The 19,861-nt window shown below is 63.6% G+C and carries 16 protein-coding genes and 1 tRNA gene; 10 read left to right on the top strand and 7 right to left on the bottom strand.

Features of this window, described 5'->3' with window-relative positions:
- Positions 1-2 precede the first annotated feature (2 nt).
- Together ABF990_RS03640 and galE are read left to right on the top strand one after the other, a co-directional pair.
- Positions 3-2,858 carry a DUF4175 domain-containing protein gene (locus ABF990_RS03640; RefSeq protein ID WP_415499944.1) on the top strand — a complete coding sequence of 952 codons (2,856 nt, stop codon included), beginning with the start codon at positions 3-5 and terminating at the stop codon, positions 2,856-2,858.
- 125 nt (positions 2,859-2,983) lie between these two features.
- Positions 2,984-3,970: a UDP-glucose 4-epimerase GalE gene (gene galE / locus ABF990_RS03645; protein ID WP_415491150.1), complete on the top strand. Its 987-nt coding sequence runs from the start codon at positions 2,984-2,986 to the stop codon at positions 3,968-3,970.
- Positions 3,971-4,208: 238 nt separating this feature from the next.
- Here the strand turns inward: galE and ABF990_RS03650 are convergent, their stop codons facing one another.
- On the bottom strand, positions 4,209-4,559 hold the full coding sequence (locus ABF990_RS03650) for an ArsR/SmtB family transcription factor (RefSeq protein WP_415491149.1): 351 nt from the start codon (positions 4,557-4,559) through the stop codon (positions 4,209-4,211).
- Between the two features lie 97 nt (positions 4,560-4,656).
- Between ABF990_RS03650 and ABF990_RS03655 the strand changes: the two genes are divergently transcribed.
- Positions 4,657-5,748 carry an NADH:flavin oxidoreductase/NADH oxidase gene (locus tag ABF990_RS03655; protein WP_415491148.1) on the top strand — a complete coding sequence of 364 codons (1,092 nt, stop codon included), beginning with the start codon at positions 4,657-4,659 and terminating at the stop codon, positions 5,746-5,748.
- 86 nt (positions 5,749-5,834) lie between these two features.
- On the opposite strand, the gene panB is transcribed toward ABF990_RS03655, so the two are convergent.
- A complete protein-coding gene (gene panB / locus ABF990_RS03660) occupies positions 5,835-6,653 on the bottom strand; it encodes a 3-methyl-2-oxobutanoate hydroxymethyltransferase (RefSeq protein ID WP_415491147.1) in 819 nt (272 codons plus the stop codon).
- A gap of 194 nt (positions 6,654-6,847) precedes the next feature.
- On the opposite strand from panB, the gene ABF990_RS03665 reads away from it, so the two are divergent.
- From ABF990_RS03665 to ABF990_RS03685, 5 genes are all read left to right on the top strand, one after another.
- A tRNA-Tyr gene (locus ABF990_RS03665) sits at positions 6,848-6,933 on the top strand.
- 437 nt (positions 6,934-7,370) lie between these two features.
- Positions 7,371-7,808: a hypothetical protein gene (locus tag ABF990_RS03670; RefSeq protein ID WP_415491146.1), complete on the top strand. Its 438-nt coding sequence runs from the start codon at positions 7,371-7,373 to the stop codon at positions 7,806-7,808.
- A gap of 188 nt (positions 7,809-7,996) precedes the next feature.
- The gene (locus ABF990_RS03675; RefSeq protein WP_415491145.1) at positions 7,997-9,799 is read left to right on the top strand and encodes a glycosyltransferase family 2 protein; all 1,803 of its coding nucleotides are present in this window, start codon (positions 7,997-7,999) and stop codon (positions 9,797-9,799) included.
- A 156-nt stretch (positions 9,800-9,955) separates the two neighbouring features.
- A complete protein-coding gene (locus ABF990_RS03680; RefSeq protein ID WP_415499945.1) occupies positions 9,956-10,933 on the top strand; it encodes a glycosyltransferase in 978 nt (325 codons plus the stop codon).
- Positions 10,934-11,003: 70 nt separating this feature from the next.
- On the top strand, positions 11,004-11,588 hold the full coding sequence (locus ABF990_RS03685; RefSeq protein ID WP_415491143.1) for a cytochrome b: 585 nt from the start codon (positions 11,004-11,006) through the stop codon (positions 11,586-11,588).
- Positions 11,589-11,721: 133 nt separating this feature from the next.
- On the opposite strand, the gene ABF990_RS03690 is transcribed toward ABF990_RS03685, so the two are convergent.
- Genes ABF990_RS03690 through ABF990_RS03700 form a run of 3 tightly spaced genes read right to left on the bottom strand, consistent with a single transcriptional unit; the run spans position 11,722 to position 14,901 of the window.
- Positions 11,722-12,609: an S-methyl-5'-thioadenosine phosphorylase gene (locus tag ABF990_RS03690; RefSeq protein ID WP_415499946.1), complete on the bottom strand. Its 888-nt coding sequence runs from the start codon at positions 12,607-12,609 to the stop codon at positions 11,722-11,724.
- On the bottom strand, positions 12,596-13,435 hold the full coding sequence (locus tag ABF990_RS03695) for a cytochrome c1 (protein ID WP_415499947.1): 840 nt from the start codon (positions 13,433-13,435) through the stop codon (positions 12,596-12,598). The genes ABF990_RS03690 and ABF990_RS03695 overlap by 14 nt, the downstream gene beginning before the upstream one ends.
- On the bottom strand, positions 13,432-14,901 hold the full coding sequence (locus ABF990_RS03700) for a cytochrome b (protein ID WP_415506476.1): 1,470 nt from the start codon (positions 14,899-14,901) through the stop codon (positions 13,432-13,434). The genes ABF990_RS03695 and ABF990_RS03700 overlap by 4 nt, the downstream gene beginning before the upstream one ends.
- Positions 14,902-15,072: 171 nt before the next feature.
- Here ABF990_RS03700 and hemF point away from each other — a divergent pair, with 171 nt between their 5' ends.
- Positions 15,073-15,987, top strand: coding sequence for an oxygen-dependent coproporphyrinogen oxidase (gene hemF / locus ABF990_RS03705; RefSeq protein WP_415492536.1), 915 nt, complete (start codon positions 15,073-15,075; stop codon positions 15,985-15,987).
- A 71-nt stretch (positions 15,988-16,058) separates the two neighbouring features.
- Entirely contained in the window at positions 16,059-17,258 is a 1,200-nt protein-coding gene (locus ABF990_RS03710; RefSeq protein WP_415492535.1) for a hypothetical protein, read from the top strand.
- A 109-nt stretch (positions 17,259-17,367) separates the two neighbouring features.
- On the opposite strand, the gene ABF990_RS03715 is transcribed toward ABF990_RS03710, so the two are convergent.
- Together ABF990_RS03715 and ABF990_RS03720 are read right to left on the bottom strand one after the other, a co-directional pair.
- Positions 17,368-18,147 (bottom strand): Smr/MutS family protein, encoded by a 780-nt coding sequence (locus tag ABF990_RS03715; RefSeq protein WP_415506477.1) that lies wholly within the window; start codon positions 18,145-18,147, stop codon positions 17,368-17,370.
- A 232-nt stretch (positions 18,148-18,379) separates the two neighbouring features.
- On the bottom strand, positions 18,380-19,789 hold the full coding sequence (locus ABF990_RS03720; protein WP_415492189.1) for a cytochrome-c peroxidase: 1,410 nt from the start codon (positions 19,787-19,789) through the stop codon (positions 18,380-18,382).
- Positions 19,790-19,861 lie beyond the last annotated feature (72 nt).

Genomic DNA, 19,861 nt, shown 5'->3' on the forward strand with positions numbered 1-19,861 from the left:
CCATGGGCGGGCCGGAGCATAGCCTGACCGCCCCGACCGCACAGAACGGGGGCCACCACACCCCCGATGGCAACGCCGCGCCCCCTTCCCTGGCGCTGGCGCGGCATCTGGCCGCCATGCGCCAGCGCGCCAGACTGGTGCTGCGCGCCGAATATCTGCGCCCCGCCCTGCTGCCCCCCCTTGCCCTGCTGGGGCTTTACTGTCTGGGTGGGCTGCTACGCGTGCCGCAGCACCTGCCCGACAGTGCCCGCCTTGTTCTGCTTGCCGCATGGCTGGGCCTGTGCGGCTGGCGGCTGCGCGCGGGGCTGCGTGGGATTGCACACCCCACCCCCGCCGCCATAGACCGCCGGATCGAACAGGCATCGGGCCTGGCCAACGCGCCGCTGAGCACACTGGCCGACCGCCCAGCGCCATCACCCGACGCCCGTACCGCATTGCTGTGGCAGGCCCACCAGCAACGTGTCCTGGCATCACTGGGCAGGCTGCGCGCCGGCTGGCCGCACCTGCTGCCGCACAGCAGGGCGGGACAGGCCGCGGGATCAACCCTGCTGGCTGCACTCGTGGTGGCAGGCGTGCTTGCAGGATCGTCCGCCCCCGGGCGTATTCTGGCCGCGTTCATCCCCGGCCGGGACGACCCGGACGTGCCCCTGCCCCGGGTGGAGGCATGGATCACCACCCCTTCCTACACGCCGAACGCTCCGGTTTTTCTCAAGACGGATGCATCTGGCACATCCAGCCCGGCAGGTACCGCGCCCAGCCCGCAGGTGCCACAGGGATCGCACCTGACGGTCATTGTCTCGGGTATTGCCACCGCTCCCGTCCTGCGCGGCGGTGGAGGGCTTGTGCTGGACCGGACCCAGGTGCAGCAGCTCGACACACAGAGCTGGCGGCTGAACGCCACACTGGCCCATGGGGGCACCGTGCGGCTGGCCGGACGGGGGCGCACTCTGGCATTCTGGCCCGTGAACGTGCTGCCCGACGCGGAACCCGAGGTAAAATGGGGCCCCAGGCCCGGCGCACCCAAAGGCGAATGGCGCACCCGCCTGCCCTACGAGGCCAGCCATGCCTATGGCCTGTCATCGCTTGGCATGGAAATGCGTCTGGCCCATCCCGCACGCGGCATGGATGACCGGCGCGTGCTCAGCCTGCCTGTGCCGCTGGCCGGGCACCAGCACGCCGTCAAAGGGGTGCTGACCCCCGATCTGTCGGAGGACCCCTGGGCTGGCATGGATGTCACCGGCACCATTGTCGCACAGTCGCTGAGCGGGCGCCGGGCGCGGAGCGCACCCGCCACCTTCACCCTTGGGGCGCGGGTCTTTCATTCCCCCCTTGCCCGCGCCATTCTGGACGTGCGCAGGCGCTTTGCACTGGGGCAGGAAAGCCGCGCCGACACAGCCAGCGACCTGGAAACCCTGGGCGACACCCCCGGCCCGATCCGCGACCACAGTGGCATGGCCCTGAACCTTGCCGCCGTTATCGCCATGCTGGACAACAGCCGGACCGACGCGCACACCGCCTGGGTGGGTGCCACGAACATGCTGTGGGACCTGGCGCTGGACATAGAAGACCGCCGTGACGGGGATGACGCGAGCGCCCAGGCATCGCTCGATGTCCGCGCGGCACAGGCCGCCGTGGCCCAGCAACTGGCGAAACTACGTACCAGCGGCACACAGACACAGGACGCCAAGGCCGAACTGGACACCAGATTACAGGCCCTGCGCGACGCCATAAGCCGCAAGATGCAGGCTCTGGCCAATGCGGCCATCCGCAACCATACCGCCATTCCCGACCTGCCGGGATTTTCCGCCGCCGGAGACAAGGCGTTCTCCAGGCTGATGAAGCAGTTGCAGTCCGATGCGGCCAATGGCCATTCCGAGGATGCGCTCAAACGCCTTCAGGACATGGAAAACGCCACCGAACGCATGCGCAACGCCACCCCGCAGGATCTGGCCGCCCTGGCCCGGCAGATGGTGGCGCAGCAGAAAGCACAGGAACAGATGGCCGCGGCCCGCGACCTGACAGCCCGCCAGACCGGCCTGCTGGACCATGCCCAGTCCCGGCTTGACGAACGCCTGCGCGCCCAGGCCCGCCGCCAGAACGACCTGGCCGACGACGGCGATGGCGAGGCGTCGAACTATACCTCCATGCCCACCTCGGAACTGCTGCGCCAGCTTGGCCTGCCCGTTCCGCAGGATGCAGACCAGGCCAACGCTCCACCCGCGCCACCGCCCCCCATGCCCGACCCCGCCAAGGCGGAGGCGCAGGCCAGTGCGCGGCGTGGCGAACGCGCGACCCAGCACGCCCTGGAACGCGCGACGGAAGAACTGCAGAACGAATTCAAGGACCTGACCGGCAAGGCCCCCGCCGCCTTCGACGACGCCCGCACCCATATGCGCGAAGCCCGCAAGGCCCTGACCGACGGGGATGACGCCACCGCCGCCACGGCGGAGGAAAAAGCGCTGGAGGCCCTGCGCAAGGGCCGCCAGCAGATGAGCGACGCCATGAAAGGCAACGGCCAGAACAGCACCCCAAGCTTTCTGCCGTCTTTCGGCAGCCCGTCGGAGGACTCCTCCTCCGGCTCGGGCAGCAGCGAACAGGGCGAAAACGGCAGCGGTCAACCCAGCGATGAAACAGATGGCGCCAACGACAGGGACGACGCGTCCGCCAGGCGTGACCCGCTGGGCCGCAAGCTGGGCGAAGGGCGCGACCAGTCCCCCGATGACAGCACCCATATTCCCGACACTGTAACCCGTCAGCGCGCACGTGAGATTGAACAGGAACTGCGCCGCCGCGATTCCGATCGCACCCGCCCGCAACAGGAACTGGATTATCTGGACAGGCTTCTCAAACCGTTCTGAGGAACCTGTTCCGCCTGAGGATGTTTGTAAAACTGTCCGCAACAGGCATGCAAGATAACGCACGACACCGCCTGGCCGGCACCCGGCCCGGCTTGAACCACGACTTTCCAAAGGAAGGCACCATCATGGCTCGTTTTCTTGTAACCGGAGGGGCTGGCTATGTCGGCAGCCATGTTGTTCTGGCCCTGCTGGATGACGGGCATGAAGTGGTCGTGTTCGATAACCTGCGCACCGGCCACCGCGCCGCCGTGCCCGAGGCAGCCAGTTTCGTGCTGGGCGATATTGCCGATATTCCCCGCCTGGACAGCGTGCTGGCCCGTGGCCCGTGGGACGGCGTTCTGCATTTCGCGGCGCTGTCCCTTGTAGGGGAAAGCATGCAGCACCCCATGCTGTACATGAGCGCGAACGCCGGGTACGGCTACGGGCTGATCGATGCCTGCGTGCGCCACGGTATCAAACGCTTTGTGTTTTCCTCGACCGCCAACCTGTTCGGCTCCGCCGGGGATGGCCCCATTGACGAGGACGCGCCCATCTGCCCCGGCTCCCCCTACGGCGAAAGCAAATACATGGTGGAACGCGCCCTGCTGTGGGCGGACCGAATTCATGGCCTGCGCAGCGCATGCCTACGCTATTTCAACGCAGCCGGGGCTGACCCGGCCGGCCGCGCGGGGGAAGACCACCGGCCCGAAACCCACCTGATCCCGCTGGTGATCGACGCAGCCCTTGGCAGACGACCCGCCCTGACCCTGTTCGGCCAGGACTACCCCACGCCGGACGGCACCTGCATTCGCGATTACGTCCATGTCAGCGATCTGGCGCGCGCGCATCTGGCCGTTCTGCCGCTGCTGAACGACAAGAGTGTCGTATTCAATGTCGGGACGGGACGGGGCAATTCCAACCGCGAAATTATTGATGCGGTTGGCCGTATCAGCGGGCTGGACGTGCCGTGGCAGGCAGGCCCGCGCCGGGCAGGTGACCCTGCAAGTCTGGTCGCCAGCCCCACCCGGCTTATGCAGGCCACGGGCTGGGCGCCGGAGTTCACGGACATCGACCGGATCGTGCAGACCGCCTTTGGCTGGCGCGAAGCACACCCCGAAGGTTATGGCGGGTAAAACACACGCCCCCCGAACAGAACCACGTGCCGCTGCGGTTTTCAAAACCGGCAACGGCACGCTGAGGGGATCTGAGAGGAATGATCAGGGCCGGCAGGCGCCCTGAATATTCGGGGCCGACACCGGGCGCAAACCCGTGCCTTCGGTCTGTAGCAGCAGCCCTGCCAGGCCCGCATAACCTGCGGGACAGGCCCCCTTGAAGATCTTGCCCGGCCAGTATCTGGTGTCGGGCCGTCTTTTACACTGCCAGAGGCGCGAGAACCGGAGAAGCCGAGCCTTCCTCCTCCCGCGCCAGAGCAGCCAGAATCGTGCCCAGCAGACCGGGAAAGCGCGCCTCCAGTTCCTGGGTGCGCAGGCTGTTCATATGCACCACCCCCACCACATCCGTGCGGATAAGACCTGCCTTGCGCAGCACTGAAAAATGGTGCGAGACCGAGGATTTTGGCCGCCCCGCCTGCAGGGGAGCGCATGGCTGGGGCTGCAATTCCACCAGCTTGCGCACGATGGACAGCCTGAACGGGTCCGACAGGGCATGCAGGATCGGCAACACCTGAAAGTCGTCCGCCGTGGGATGATCGTATTGCTTCATGCCTGCCACCTTACAACTTTTCCCTTGCCCCACCCAATAGTTCGATTAATATCGAACTATTGGGTGGGAACGGCCCGCCACAGATCAGGACATGACCATGCCAGCTTTATTCGATTCTTACACGCTCAAGGATGTAACACTCCGCAACCGCATTGCCGTAGGCCCCATGTGCCAGTACATGGCGCAGGACGGTGTACCCAATGACTGGCACGACGTGCATTACACCACACTCGCGCGCGGCGGGGCCGGACTGGTGACGGTGGAGGCCACGGCCGTCTCCCCCGAGGGGCGTATAACGCCCGGCTGCCTCGGGCTGTGGAACGACACACAGGCTGCGGCATTCGAACCCCTTGTCGCGGCCATGCGCAAGGCCGGTGCGGTGCCCGGTATCCAGCTTGCGCATGCGGGCCGCAAGGCCAGCGCGAACGTCCCGTGGGAAGGCGATGACCATATTCCCGCCACCGACCCGCGCGGCTGGCAGACCATTGCCCCCTCCGCCATTGCCTTTGGCGAACACCTGTCGCGCGAACCCCAGGCGATGACGCTCGATGACATCGCCCGCGTCAAGGCGGACTACGTGCGTGCGGCCGAGCGCGCCCGCGATCTGGGCTTTGGCTGGCTGATGCTGCATTTCGCCCATGGCTACCTGGCCCAGAGCTTCTGGTCCACGCATTCGAACCAGCGTACGGACAGCTATGGTGGTTCGGTCGAGAACAGGGGGCGTTTCCTGCTTGAGACACTCCGGGCCGTACGCGCGGTCTGGCCGGAAAACCGCCCGCTGAGCGTACGGTTCGGGGTGATCGAGTTCGACGGCCGGGACGAGGAAACCCTGGCGGACTCCATCGGTCTCGTGCGCGGCATGAAAGAGGCCGGGCTGGATTTCATTGATGTCAGCATCGGGTTTTCGACCCCTGCGGCCAAGATCCCGTGGGGGCCGGCCTTCATGGCGCCTGTTGCGCACCGTGTCCGGCAGGAGGCCGATATTCCGGTCAGCACGTCATGGTATATCAGCGAAGGGCGGCAGGCCGATGCCCTGATCCGCAACGATATTCTGGATATTGCAACACTTGCCCGCCCGTTCCTGGCCAACCCGCACTGGCCGCTTGAAGCCTCGCGCGCATTGCACGCCAAGAACGTGGAAACCCTCCTGCCGCCGTCTTATGGCTGGTGGCTGGCCCGTTACCAGTAAACGTTCGACCAACGGCCCGCCTATGCGGGCCGTTCCCGTTCCCAGACCGGCTCGATACCTGACATTTCTTGCTCGGGCGGTCTGGTTCAGGGCGTGTCGGTCAGGCCCACGCATTCATCCGGGCCGGGAAAGCTGCGTTCACGCACGGCAGCGGCGTATGCGGCAACGGCCCGGTCCACCTCCTGCCCGAGTTCGGCGAAACGCCGCACGAAACGGGGCGTGAAATCGGGAAACAGCCCGAGCAGGTCTTCCGTAACCAGAACCTGCCCCCCGCAGGTGGGGGACGCGCCAATACCGATGGTGGGAATAGTCAGCTTTGCGGCAATGGCCCGTGCCACAGGTTCCATCGTGCTTTCGATCACCACTGCAAAAGCACCGGCCTGTTCGACCGCCAGCGCGTCCTCCATGACCTGTGCGGCCTCCGCCCCGCGCCCGACGGTGCGAAACCCCCCATGCGCATGAACGGCCTGCGGCTTCAGCCCGATATGCCCGATAACGGGAATGCCACGCTCGACAAGAAAAGCGATGGTGGACGCCATTTCGCGCCCGCCCTCAAGCTTGACGCAGCCCGCCCCGGTTCTGGCCATGAGATCGGCCGCCACACGAAATGCCTGCTGCGGGCTTTCCTGATAGCTGCCAAAAGGCAGGTCCACCGCCACACAGGCCTTCTGGCTGCCACGCACCACCGCCTGGCCATGGGCTGCCATCATATCCGGCGTGACAGCCAGGGTTGAATCCATGCCGTAAACGACCATGCCCAGCGAATCCCCGACCAGCAGCAGGTCGCAATGGGGGTCCAGCAGGCGGGCCATGGGCGTGGTGTAGGCTGTCAGCGCCACAATGGGGGTCTGGAGCGTGGCCAGGGAACGGGGCGTATGGCGCCGGGCCATCTGATGTTTGCTCAAGATTTCTTTCCTGTTTTCTGACATGACACCGCAAGCTGGCGCAGCATTCTCCCGAACGGTCGGGGCTGTCCACCCCCGGCGGGCAAAAAGCTCCGCCATGGCGCATTCCGCCCCGGTCACACGCCATGGCAAAGAATGTTACCAAGGGCATTGACAACGTAATCAGCAGGTTATAGGTCTTCCTCCACCGCGATGGAGGGGTGCCCGAGTGGCTAAAGGGGGCGGACTGTAAATCCGCTGGCGTACGCCTACGTTGGTTCGAATCCAACCCCCTCCACCAACCTTTATTTTCATAAAATCGTGAATTACCTCATAAGGCTGGTTTTCGTCCCTTATGCCGGTCAGCCATTCTTCAGCGCTCGCGTTTTGTCTTGCTCTTTTCTCGCCAGTCAACGGGTATGGAGCGGGTAACGCAGACTTGGCGCACATGCACATGACGGCCTCTGCCTGCCAAAATGCACCTTTTGCCGAAACACCTGGCAAAGGCGACAGGGGTGGGTGTGGACACCGCGCGTCACGCACGCGTCAGTCGCCCGAACGCGTGTGAAATCGACATTTTAAAAGGTAGCTAAAATCATTAAACTACCGTAATTTCTGCCGGGGATCGGTTACATCGCGCGTTACCAAAACGTCAAAGCTGCAAAGCACGTCCGGAGGTGAGGTCGAGAACATACCCAGCAACGTCTATTTGATTAGAAACATAACAAGCACACGGTAATGAAATTATTGTCTAAAATAATTATGTTTTTTGTGGTGCTATTCGACACTATTGTATCCAGAATAGAATATATGATGTTTGGCGTTGCAACCAGTCCGTTTGTCATCAAACCCCCGCGTTCAAGTGTATCGCTAGTGGTGAGCGAACTGATCCGGGAAGAGCCAAAACAGGAACTGCGTTTCAGTTATTGTATTTTTTCAGTCAAACCCAAAGCGCTTGAAGATTACTGCGTAAAATATTTTTACAATTCATCCCTGTTACAATGCAAAAGAAACCTTGTCATAGAAGATGGCGATCTGATTATTCTCTTCAACATGGATGAAGTGCTGGGCAAAACCGATCCCAGAAGTTACCAGGCCATGTTGTCGGTCAAAGTGGCCATTCATAACGTGATGAAGAAAAACTATTTCGGACAATATAAAATTCTGCGCCTTTAATAGCCCCCTGTCCGTGCTGAATTTTTTGGGCACACCGTTCCCATCTGGTGACGCCCGTACGCCGCATCCCGGCCAGTCCACGCCCGGGCACTGGCACTGGCACTGGCACTGGCACTGGCTGACGGGGCGCCAAAATCGTTCCCTGTCTTGTCCGGCATCCGCCACCGCCGCTATGATGGCGGGGGTTCTTGTTTGCGCGGAGACTTACCGTTTTTACCTTACAGCACCTGCTGCTTCCCGGTGCCATTTTTGGCGCACCAGCCGATCTGTACGCCCGCATAGGGCCGGGGGTCCGGGCAAAAACCGCCACCCGCCGGCTGGAACTGGCCAAAGGCGGTGCGGTCTCGTTCGATACGTATTTCAACACCCTGTCCATAGCGGGGCTGAAACGCAGCACACTTGTGGATTCAGTTTTCCTGCAACTGCACGGCGTGGGGCGCATTACCCTTTGCGCCACAGTGCTGGAACCATGCGGCACCCGCACCAAACTATGGGCACAGGACTACGATCTGGCACAGAATATGCTGCTGGAAGTGCCCTGGGCAGCACTGGGCAACGGCCTGCTTTACTGCACGCTCGACGCGTTGGAAGACGGTGTTCAGCTACACGGGGGCCGCTTTGCCACCGCCACCCGCCCTGCCCCGCAAACCCGACTTGGAATTGTCATTACCCATTACAACCGCCAAACTCAGGTAGTGCCCGCCATCGCGCGGCTGCGGGCCGAACTGCTGGACGATCCTGACTATCGGGACTGTATCGAACTTGTCGTGGTGGACAATTCACGCAACCTGACCGCGGATGACGCACAAGGGGCCATTCTTCTGCCCAACGAGAATTATGGCGGCTCAGGCGGGTTTGCACGTGGGCTGCTGTACCTGCGGGAAAGCGGGCGGTTTACACACTGCCTGTTCATGGATGACGACGCCTCCTGCGAGAGTGAGTCCATCCGACGGGCCTTTGCCCTGCAACGTTTTGCCAAAGACCCGGCACTGGCCATTTCCGGCGCGCTGCTTGAAGAACAGACCCCTTACCGCCTGTTCGAACAGGGAGCACTTTTCCGCAACGGCAGCGTCGTGCCCCGTTACCATGGCTACGACGTAAGGGAGCCCGCGGCACTGCTGGAACTGGAGTTGCAGGATAGCCGTGTCGATTATGGCGCGTGGTGGTTTTTCTGTTTTCGGATCGACCAGGCGCGGGCTTTTCCCTTTCCGTTTTTTGTGCGGGGGGACGACATTCTTTTCAGCCTGATCAATCCGTTCTCGGTCGCGACCTTCAACGGCATTGCATGCTGGGGGGAAAGTTTCCAGATCAAGGAAAATCCAAGCACACGGTACCTGGGCGTCAGGGCGACACTCTGCATTCTGCTCATGCTTGAACACAACAGCAGGCTGCGTGCGCTCAGGACTATGCTGCGCTGGTTCCTGGCCGCCCTGCTATCCTGCAACTATGCCTCCGCCAGGGCCGTCTGCATGGCCATACGGGACACAGCACAGGGTCCACAGTTCTGGCTGGATAACCTGGACATGCGCACCGTCCGGGCAGCGCTTGCCCCGCTTGATGCGCAGGAACGCATGCTGCCCCTGGAGCATGTACAAAATCCCTTTGACAGGGAAGCAGATGTGCAGACCGGCCCGGAATCCCGTTTGCACCGGCTGTGGCGTCTGCTGACGCTGAACGGCCTGCTCCTGCCCGCAGCCTGCATTGGCCAATGCTTCGTGCGGCAGGACAAGGGATTTCGCGCCGTGCTGCGCCAGATTTTCCGCCGCCGGGGCGTGCTGTATGTTCACGAGCCCACGCAGCTTGCCTACCTGGCCGTCCATGACAGGCGTGCGGCCTTTGGCGTGATCCGGCAATTCCTGACATGTGCCGCGGTTTTCCTGTGGCGCACCCCCCGCCTGGAACGGGCCTACAGCCAGGCCCGCCACACCATGACGACCGAGCAGTTCTGGCGCGATCTGTACAGCAAAAACACGGACAAAGGCCCGGTGTAACGCCCGGCAGCACCCCCGCGCGCAAAGCACGGCTGCTATCCAGCCCGCCGCGCGGATGATAGAACAGGTGCCGCTTGCCCGCATGACGGGCCATGTCGGTGTGACGCCACAAAAAAGGGTAAGAAACATGGCAATGTTTTGCACGGATACGCTGGCGTGACCGACGGTTGCGTGCCCATGCCGCGCGTGGCGGCAGTCATCGTGACGTATAACCGGCTTGCAAAGCTGAAAACAACGATCGAGCGCACGCTGGCACTCCCGTTTTGCAGCATCATCGTCGTCAATAACGCCTCAACCGACGGAACGGGACCGTATCTGGAGTCACTGGCCGATCCGCGCCTGCGCATCGTGCATGAACCGGTCAATCTGGGTGGAGCGGGCGGTTTTGCCCATGGTTTTGAAAACGCCGCCCGGCAGACCGACTGCGACTGGCTGCTGTGCTACGATGACGACGCCTACCCCGCCCCCGACGCGCTGAGCAGCTTTGCTGCCCTTGCCCCCGGTCATGACGTGGCCGGGGTTGCCGCAGCCGTCTATTTTCCCGACGGCCGGATTTGCGCCATGAACAGGCCGGGCATGGATGTTTTCCGCTCCCCCCGCACACTCTGGCGGGCCATACGGCAAAAAACGGGATCTGTCGGCATAGGGGATGCAGCCTATGCCCGGACCCAGCCGGCGGATATCGGCTTTTCCTCCTTCGTCGGGCTGTTTGTCCGCTGCGATCTGGTGCGTGGCCGTCTGGGCCTGCCACGCCGGGACCTGTTCATTTACCGCGATGACTCGCTTTACACGCTCAGCATCACCCAACACGGCTACAGGCTGCTATTCGCCCCGGCCGTGCGTTTTGTCCATGACTGCACCACCCCGACCGGTGGGCGGTGCGTTTATACGCCCTTGTGGAAAGCTTATTATGTTATCCGCAACGACCTGCCTTTTTTCAGGGCTCTGGCCGGTGGGTATTTTTATGCAATCCTGCCGCTCCTGATTCTGAAATGGCTTTTGCCAACCATGCAGTACACGAAGCCATGGCTTTTCCTGCGCGTGGCAGCCCTTGCGATCAGTGACGGATTACGGGGCGACTTTACCAGACCGCACGCGGATATCCTGGCCCTGACCAGCCCGCACGCACGCTGATTTTCCTGTTCGGTGCACAAAACATTGCTATCCTGACACCTGTTTTCCATCGCGCCACGGAGCCTGCCCGGTGCCCCTGACCACGACCGCCGACACGTCTTTTTCGTCCCCCGCGCCCGAAGCGCTGCAACGCTACGACAGTCTGACCATCGTGCTGCACTGGCTGACGGCAGCGCTGGTGTTCGCCCTGTTCGGGCTGGGAGAAACATGGGACCTGGTGCCGCATCCGACCCACCATGTCATGGTGGTCGCACATATGACAGCGGGACTGACACTGGTGGCCGTTCTGGCCCTGCGCATAGGCTGGCGGCTGACAAAGGGGCGCAGATTCGCCTCGTCCGGATCGGTCATGGCAACCCGTATGGCCCATTGCATGGCGTATACACTTTACGCCCTGCTGGTGGCCGAAGCCTGCCTTGGCTTTGCGTGGCGCTGGGGGGCCGGCCGTGCCATGAGCTTTTTTGCACTCCAGATCGGATCGCCTTTTGCCGCAGCATCCCATGACAGCGTGGTGCTATTTCGCCAACTCCACAACTGGACGGCGTGGCTGATTATCGGGCTGGCTCTGGTCCACGGCATTGCCGCGATCTGCCATGCCGTCATTCTGCGCGACGGTGTGCTTGAACGCATGCGCCCGGCACGCCCGAACCGATAAGAAAAATCACCCCGTGCAGGGCTGAACGGGGCTGAACGGGAAAGGCCGGCCAGCCCCACATACCCAGCGCGCAGGCTGCCCCGCCCCCGGCAAAAAAAGCCGGAGGACAGTGGTGTTTTTTTAATGCGCCTTTTTACAGCACGCGCCCTGCAACCGTTTTCAGCTTGCCGATCAGGGCCGGGTCGCGCGCCTCGGGGGCGGTAATGATCGCGTATTCCAGCGCCCGGTCGCACCCGGCATGGCACAGAGCCCGCGCCTTGCCACCCAATGCCGGAATGACAGCCTTGACCAGCGCCTTCGCCTTGGCGGAATTGGCCTGCATGGTCTTGATCACGCTATCCACCGTCACATTGTCATGCTCGGTGTGCCAGCAGTCGTAATCCGTCACCATGGCCACGGTCGCGTAGCAGATCTCCGCCTCACGGGCCAGGCTGGCCTCGGGCATGTTGGTCATGCCGATAACCGAGCAGCCCCAGGTACGATACAACTCGCTTTCCGCACGGGTGGAAAACTGCGGCCCTTCCATGACCAGATACGTACCGCGACGGGCCGCATCCATGCCCAGGCTGGCCGCCTGGGCCTCCAGCACGTCCCCCACGCGGGAGCATAGCGGGTCGGCCATGGAAACATGTGCCACGCAACCGGTATCGAAAAAGCTTTTGTCCCGCGCGATGGTGCGGTCAATGAACTGGTCGATGATCACGAAACGCCCGGGGGGGAGTTCTTCCTTGAGTGACCCCACGGCCGAGAGCGAGACAATATCGGTCACGCCCGAAATTTTCATCGCCGCGATATTGGCGCGATAATTCAGACGTGAAGGCGGAATGGGGTGCCCACGCCCATGACGCGGCAGAAACACGCAACGCACACCGTCAAGCCGCCCGAACAGAAGCTGGTCGGACGGGCTGCCCCATGGGGTCTCGACCGTGCGCCATTCCTTGTCCTGCAGACCGTCAATATCGTACAGGCCCGACCCGCCGATAAGGCCTATGACAGGTTCCACGGTTTCATTTTCTGACATCTGACCAGATTCTCCGCTTTAAGATCACAAACAGCAGCGCAAGAAAGCACAAATACAGCGCCGCACCCACCCCTACCCGGCGCCGTGCGTCCTGATGGGGGGCAGAAACCCATGCCAGGAACGTGGTCACGTCGCGCGCCTGCTGCTGCACGCCGGGCTGTGTGCCGTCGGTATACTGAACCGCTCCGTCATGCAGGGGCGGCGGCATGGCCGTGCGATGCCCTATGGCATAGGGGTTTGCAAAATCATGCCCGGCCGGAGCCGCATCGGGCGCGTACCCTGTCAGCAGGGCGTAAATCCGGTCCGCGCCACCGGGGTAGACCGTCACGATTCTCGACAGATCAGGGGGCACGACGCCGCCATTGGCCGCCTTGGCGGCGGCCGGCCCCCAGTAGGGTGAGGCCAGTGCATCGTCTGGCCGGCCCTTGCGCCGCTGAAGCTGCCCCTGCGCGTTCGGCCCGTCGGGCACCTGCCACGCGGCGGCTACGGCCTGCACGTCCTCCGCATCGAGCCCCATACCCATCAGGTCGGAAAAATGAACCTGCGCCAGACCGTGACAGGACGCACAGACCCCCGAAAACACCGCATAGCCCCGCTGCACGGCGGCAAGGTCGAACCGCCCCAGAGCACCGTTAAAGGACCACCCCTGCGCAGGCGCATGCCGGGGTCTGAGCGTATCGTCGGCGGCATGCGCCACAGGGATAATAGCGGTCGCAACGACGGCAAGGCCGCACGCCAGCAGCCGTACCGCACGGCCGGCCCTGCACCGCCCATGCCCGGACCGGACCGGTTGTGTGTGCACAATGGCTGAAAGCATGGTTTTCATGGCCGGGCCTTTCCCGCCCGACCGCGCAGGGGCAGGAACACCAGAAAATAGGCGTAATACACCGCAATGGCCGCACGCCCCGCCAGCAGCCAGCCACCCTGTGCGTGGTGCCGCCCGGCGGATGCCGCAATCACGGCCGCGCCCATCAGCATTGCCAGCGCCAGCGTGGCCCCCCATGCAGACCCCGACATCCGTCCCGGCACGGACCATACGCCATGCGCCATCTGCCCGCTTTCCCCCATATCGCTACCCAGCCCGGCATCGCCACCGTGCAAGACCGTACGGGCCGGGCCGTCAGCCGCAGCAGTGTCGGGCACAGCGTCAGGCGCGGTAGCGATATTGCAGACCTCGGGATGGGGGACTCCAGCTTGCCGGTCCCGCACTTTGTCCGCTCCCCTGTCGAGCCATGGCACCGCGAACAGAAGCGCCACCGCCCCGCCAGACAACACTACGCCACCGAGCTTGAAAGGCACGACCTGCATCATGCCGTAAAACGGCAGAAAGTACCATTCGGGCTCGATATCGGTGGGCGTGTGCAGCGGGTTGGCGGGGCGGTAATTGGCGGGCTCCGTAATCAGCCCCGGCCAGAAGCACATGACCAGCACAAAAACGAGCGCGAACACCAGAACGGCCAGGATGTCCCGCACCGTAAAATACGGATGGAACGGCAGGAAACCACGGGCCGGAACGGCCCTGCCAGACGGGCTGGAACTGCCACGCGCATGCACAAGCGCGACATGCAGCCCCACCACCCCGACAATAAGAAACGCCAGGCTGAAATGCAGCGTAAACATGCGGTGCAATGTCGGGGTGCCGGGCAATTCCCCGCCCAGAAAAATCCGTTCGGCCAGCGGGCCTGCCAGCGGGATACTGCCCACGGCCTTGCCCGCGACATCCGCCCCCCAATAGGACATCTGCCCCCATGGCAGCACATACCCGGCGAAAGCGGTAACCATGAGCAGCCCGAGCAGGGTGCATCCGCTCAGCCATATCCCGCGCCGGGGCGCCAGATACGAGCGGTAATACAGCCCGCGCAGGATATGCGCGTACAGTGCCGCCATACAGAACGATGCCCCGGTCATGTGCATGGCGCGCAGCAGCCAGCCAGAAGGCAGGCGGCGTTCCAGTGCCTCGACCGAGCCGAAAGCAAGCCCCGCATCGGGCGTGTAGGCAAGGGAAAGGGTCAGCCCGGTCAGCACCATAAGCCCCAGCACCGCCACCAGCATGGCCCCTATGGTCCAGAACCAGTTCAGATCGGCGGGAAGCGGCAGGCGCGCATAACCCCGCACAAAACCCGTCACGCCAGCGCCCTGGGCCGCCGGGCAGGCCGGTTCGTCGATCTTGTCGGTATTCTGGCAGGATGGTACGCCACCAGCCATGTTGCCTTCTCCCCCCGCGTCTGCCACACCATGCCGGGCATGGCTACGGTTTAACGGTGAACGGGATGGTGTGGCAATGACCCGCATGCAAACCATGTCCGCCCGCCCCACGACCGGGGGCATGCTTTCGCGCCCCGCCCGGCCATCCCACGAGCCGGCCCGGGTCCTGTATCCGTCCCGCCCTGGCCGCACCCGGGATGCCGCACGCCCTATCGCACGCCCTATTGATGGACTGCCCGAACAGAAGAGCCGCCGCCCATGACCCTGACAAAGCCTGCCTCCGTCCCCGCCCATGACCGGCTGAAAGACACTGCCCGCCAATGGTTCGAGGACCTGCGCGATCGGATCTGCGCCGCGTTCGAACAGATCGAGACAGATGCCGGGCAACTGGGCAGCCCCACCCTGCCCGGCCATGACACCCCCGGCCGGTTCGAACGCAAGGCATGGCAGCGCGCCAACGAAGACGGCAGCCCCGGCGGCGGCGGCGTGATGAGCGTCATGCGCGGCCGGGTTTTTGAAAAAGTGGGGGTCAATGTCTCCACGGTGGAAGGCACGTTCAATACCGATTTTGCCGCGACCATTCCCGGCGCCGCCGAAAATCCGCATTTTTTTGCAACCGGTATCAGCCTTGTGGCGCATCTGTGCAGCCCGCTGGTGCCCGCGGCCCATTTCAACACCCGCATGATCGTAACCACGCAGGGCTGGTTCGGCGGCGGGGGCGACATTACCCCCATGTTCCCCGACAGCGCCCAGGCCCAGGACGACGCGGCCGTGTTCCATGCCGCCTTCGAACAGGCCTGCGCACGGCACGACCCGGAGTATTATCCGCGCTTCAAGGCATGGTGCGACACGTATTTCCACCTGCCCCACCGCAACGAACCGCGCGGGCTGGGCGGCATTTTCTACGACCGGCTCAACACCGGCGATACCGACGCGGATTTCGCCTTCACGCGGGATGTGGGGCTGGCTTTTCTGGACGCCTACCCACGGATCGTCCGCCAGCGCATGATGCAGGAATGGACCCCCGAACAGCGCGAGGCCCAGCTTGTACGACGCGGGCGGTATGTCGAATTCAACCTGCTGCACGACCGGGGCACGCTGTTCGGGCTGAAAACCGGCGGCCACACGGAAGCCATTCTGATGAGCATGCCGCCCGAGGTGAAATGGCCGTAATAAAACTGCCGTGATTCTGCCGCCAATCTGTCGTAGCATGCGCCCGTCGATCAGCAGAGGAACCACAACGCTTGCCTGACCCTGACGAGACCCGCCGTCTTTCATCACGCCATGGTAGCGCGCACCCGCGCCCGTTGACGCGCCGCGTGTTCGTAACCGGCACGGCAGCGGGCCTTGTCGCGACCGGCATGGCCCGGGCACAGGATACCGCAACACAGGACGCATCGGGCATTCTGGTCAACGATCCCCCCGCGGCGGACCCGGTAAACGGGGCTGGCCTGCCCGGAACAGGCAGTGCGACACGGCTGGTCATTGCCGGAACCGCCGACACACCCAGCGGCAAATGGGCCACCGCGCTGGCACCGCTTATGGCGCATGCGCTCGATCGCCCAGCTTTCAGTCTTGAAACCACCACCGGATGGGACGGCGTGACCGGGGCCAACCTGTTCGACGCCCAGCAGCAGGCCATAAATGCCCCGGCAGCCCTGGTGGCGCCCGGCACCACCATGCTGACATCCATGACCGGCGACATGCGCGTTCATTACGATTACCAGCGCTGGATGCCGGTGCTGATCGCCCGCCAGCCCACTGTTGCGGTCGGGCGCGTGGCGCTGCACCGCTCGCTGGGGGCGATTCTGGGCAACCAGCAGACGAAGGTGGCCGTTCTGGGCCCCACCGGCCCCGAACTGCCCACATTGCTGGCCCTCGACCTGCTGGGCCTGCGCCCCCTGCCCGTAAGCGGCTACGGCACGCCCGATGCCGCAATGGCTGCCCTGCGGGCCGGTAGCGTCAACGCCATACAGCTTCCCCTGGACGCGGACTTCGCGGGCCGGATGGCGGATCTGCGCAATGACGGCTTCGCCCCCCTGTTCGTGAACACCACCCGCCCCCTGAGCGGCGAGGGCGTGCAGGACCTGCCAGATTTCATGAGCGTGCTGCGCCAGGAGCACCCCAAGGCCACCCTGGCTCCGCTTGCGGCGACATGGCACGCGGTCGCCGCCGCCGCGAGCATAAAGACAGCGCTGCTCCTGCCCCTGCTGACCCCGCCTGCGTCCGTCGCACGCTGGCGGCATGCCGCGGAAATGTGTGCGGCAAACCCCGCAATCCGTCAGGAAGCCGCCGACAACCGCGACATGCTGCTCAGCGGTGCGGAGTGCATGTCCTTTTACATGAGCCTGATGCCCGATGTGAACGTCATACTGGGGCTGCGCCGGTGGCTGGCACTCAACCTGCCCCGCTGGCGCAACGGCATGGGCACGGGCAAACTCTAGGATTGTGCCGCAACCTGCGCGGAAATGCCTGAAACACAGAGTTTCGGGCCAGCCCCGCGCGCGCCCTGCCACAGTTTTTTTGCCTACAGACTGCGACAGAGCGCGTCGTTCAGCCTTTTCTGCGACGCAACAGCACCCGGACAGACCCCCTGTTACCCACATGGGGGTAGGACAGGCCCAGAATCCGGCCGCGTATTTCAGGACGTTCCAGCCAGTGCGGCAGTTCACGGCGCAGAATGCCGCCCTCCTGCCCGGTGCCCAGCCCGGTTATGATTTCCACACAGCGCACATCGCGCCGGGTGGCCACGTCCATGAACTCCATCAACCTGCGAAAAGCGTCCTGTGCGACCATGCCGTGCAGGTCCAGCCGCAGTTCAACACGCATGCCGCCATCTGAAAAACGCCGCCAGCTATAGTCATCCACCCCGGGCTGACGGCGGCCTATGGCCTGTGCCGCAGTCGCCGTTCGGATAATCCTGACCGGGGCCGCCACAGGCACCCTGCCGGGAAACGGCGGTTCCGCACCGGTACCCAACACGGCATCGCCCATATAGTCGGCCATGGTCTCCCCCGCAGGATCGCCCGACAGAGTGCTCAAGGAATGACCTGCAAGGTTATCGGCCACGTTGCCCGCGGGACTCCCTGAAGGGTCGCCACACACGCTGGCGGAGGAGGCCCCAATCTGAACAACGGCCCCGGCACGACCTGCCTGCTGGCGTGCCCGCTTCCTGCCCGGAGCCATGGGGGGGGAGACGGGATCGGTCGGGGGCAGTGGAGTTTCGCCATTGGGGGGCACACTGGGGGCCACACGCAGGGGGGAGACGTCGCGTACGACCAGCGCCCACAGCGCCTTTTCCTCCTCCTTGAAATGCCGCCGCCTGTTCGCCACCGCTCTGCCCACCCGCTGCCCGCCTGTAAAATTTACAGGCCATGTGCTTATGACACGTTACAAACGGCAACGGCCCGGTAGCAAGTCTATCACCTGCTACCGGGCCGTATTTCAAGGCCTTAAAAGAAAACGTGCCCAGCCTGAGACCAGTCTCAGCCTGGTCTCAGGCCGAGCTTAAACCAGTTCTGGTCTGGTCCTGGCCTAGTTCTGGCCCGGTCTTCGGCCCCGCGCCTCAGTTTGCCGCGTTGGTCAGGGCATGCCCGTCATACGTGCCGGTCAGGGTTTTGAGGAACGCGACGATATCCGCCACATCCTGATCGGATGGCGAGCTGTCGGGCGTCTGGTAATGCGCCATCTTGCGCACGGCATCCTCCAGGGTGGCAACGCTGCCGTCGTGGAAATAGGGCGCCGTCAGGGCGATATTGCGCAGGTTGGGCACCACAAAGCGGGACCGGTCCTGATCCTGGTGCGTGACCGTATAGCGTCCTTCATCCGCATCGGTCACGGGGCCGCCACGATCCTTGAAGTAATCCGCCTCCAGGCCCATGGCTTCGTAGCCGCCACCACCCAGGCCGATACCGCTATGGCAGCCGGAACAGCCAATGGCCTTGAAGCGCTCATACCCCCGCTTGGCCTGGTCGCTGATCGCGTCGGCCTTGCCTTTCAGATACTGGTCGAAGGGGCTGTCGGGCGTGACCAGCGTTTTTTCGAACTCGGCGATCGCCGTGGTGATCGTGTGTTCGTCAGGCCGTGCATCCGCCCCGAACGCCGCCTGGAACAGCGGTGCGTAGTCCGGCCCCAGCTTGCTGGCAACAACGGTCCAGTCGTGCGACCCCATTTCAAGCGGGTTCATGACCGGGCCTGCCGCCTGCGCCGCCAGATCGGGCGCGCGGCCGTTCCAGAACTGCGCGATCTTGAAATAGGCGTCATAGACCGTGGGGACGTTGATCGGCCCTTTCTGCCCGCTGATACCCGTGGCCGTGGTCAGGTGATCGACCCCGCCACGTTCCAGATCGTGGCAGCTTGCGCAGCTTACGGTACCATCGCCAGACAGGGTCTTGTCAAAAAACAGCTTGCGGCCCAGTTCGACCTTGGCCGCGTCCACCGCAACGGCGGGGACCGTGCGTACGGGTTCACCGGCGAACTGTGCGGCGGCCATCTTGTCGGGGTAGTAGCGCAGCCGCGTATCGCGCACCCAGGCCAGCACGGCCTGACGGTCGGCATTGGACAGGTGGGCATGCCAGTGCAGCAGCAGATACAGCGTGGGCGGCATGCGGTTCTGGACAATGACCTCCTCGATCCGGGAGAGCGCTTCCTCCGACGGGGCTGTGCCATCCTGCAGGGCGGCCAGAACGGGTTCTATGCGGAAATGCCGCCGCCCCTGCTCCAGGTCGCTGCTCATCAGCGTATGGGCAACGGGCAGGTTGAAATAAAATGGCAGTTCACGCCCGGTGGCGTGACAGTAATCGCATCGCGCCTCGCTCATGACATTGAAGGCCGCCAGAGCAACAGGATTTTTAAGCGTAGGGGACGACGCAGGCAGTGCGGGCGCCTGAGCGTGATCGAAATGCTGTAAAAAGGCGACTGTTCCGCCGTAAGCCACAATACCGGCCCCGATCAGGCCAACTACGATGCGTTTCAATTTCAATTCCCCCTCGGCATTGCTTTATCGTCTGTTTCATATTCTTTCTGACCTGAGCTTGTGTTTGATACA

The sequence above is a fragment of the Acetobacter sp. genome, assembly GCF_047723915.1.
In the GTDB taxonomy this organism is placed as follows: domain Bacteria; phylum Pseudomonadota; class Alphaproteobacteria; order Acetobacterales; family Acetobacteraceae; genus Acetobacter.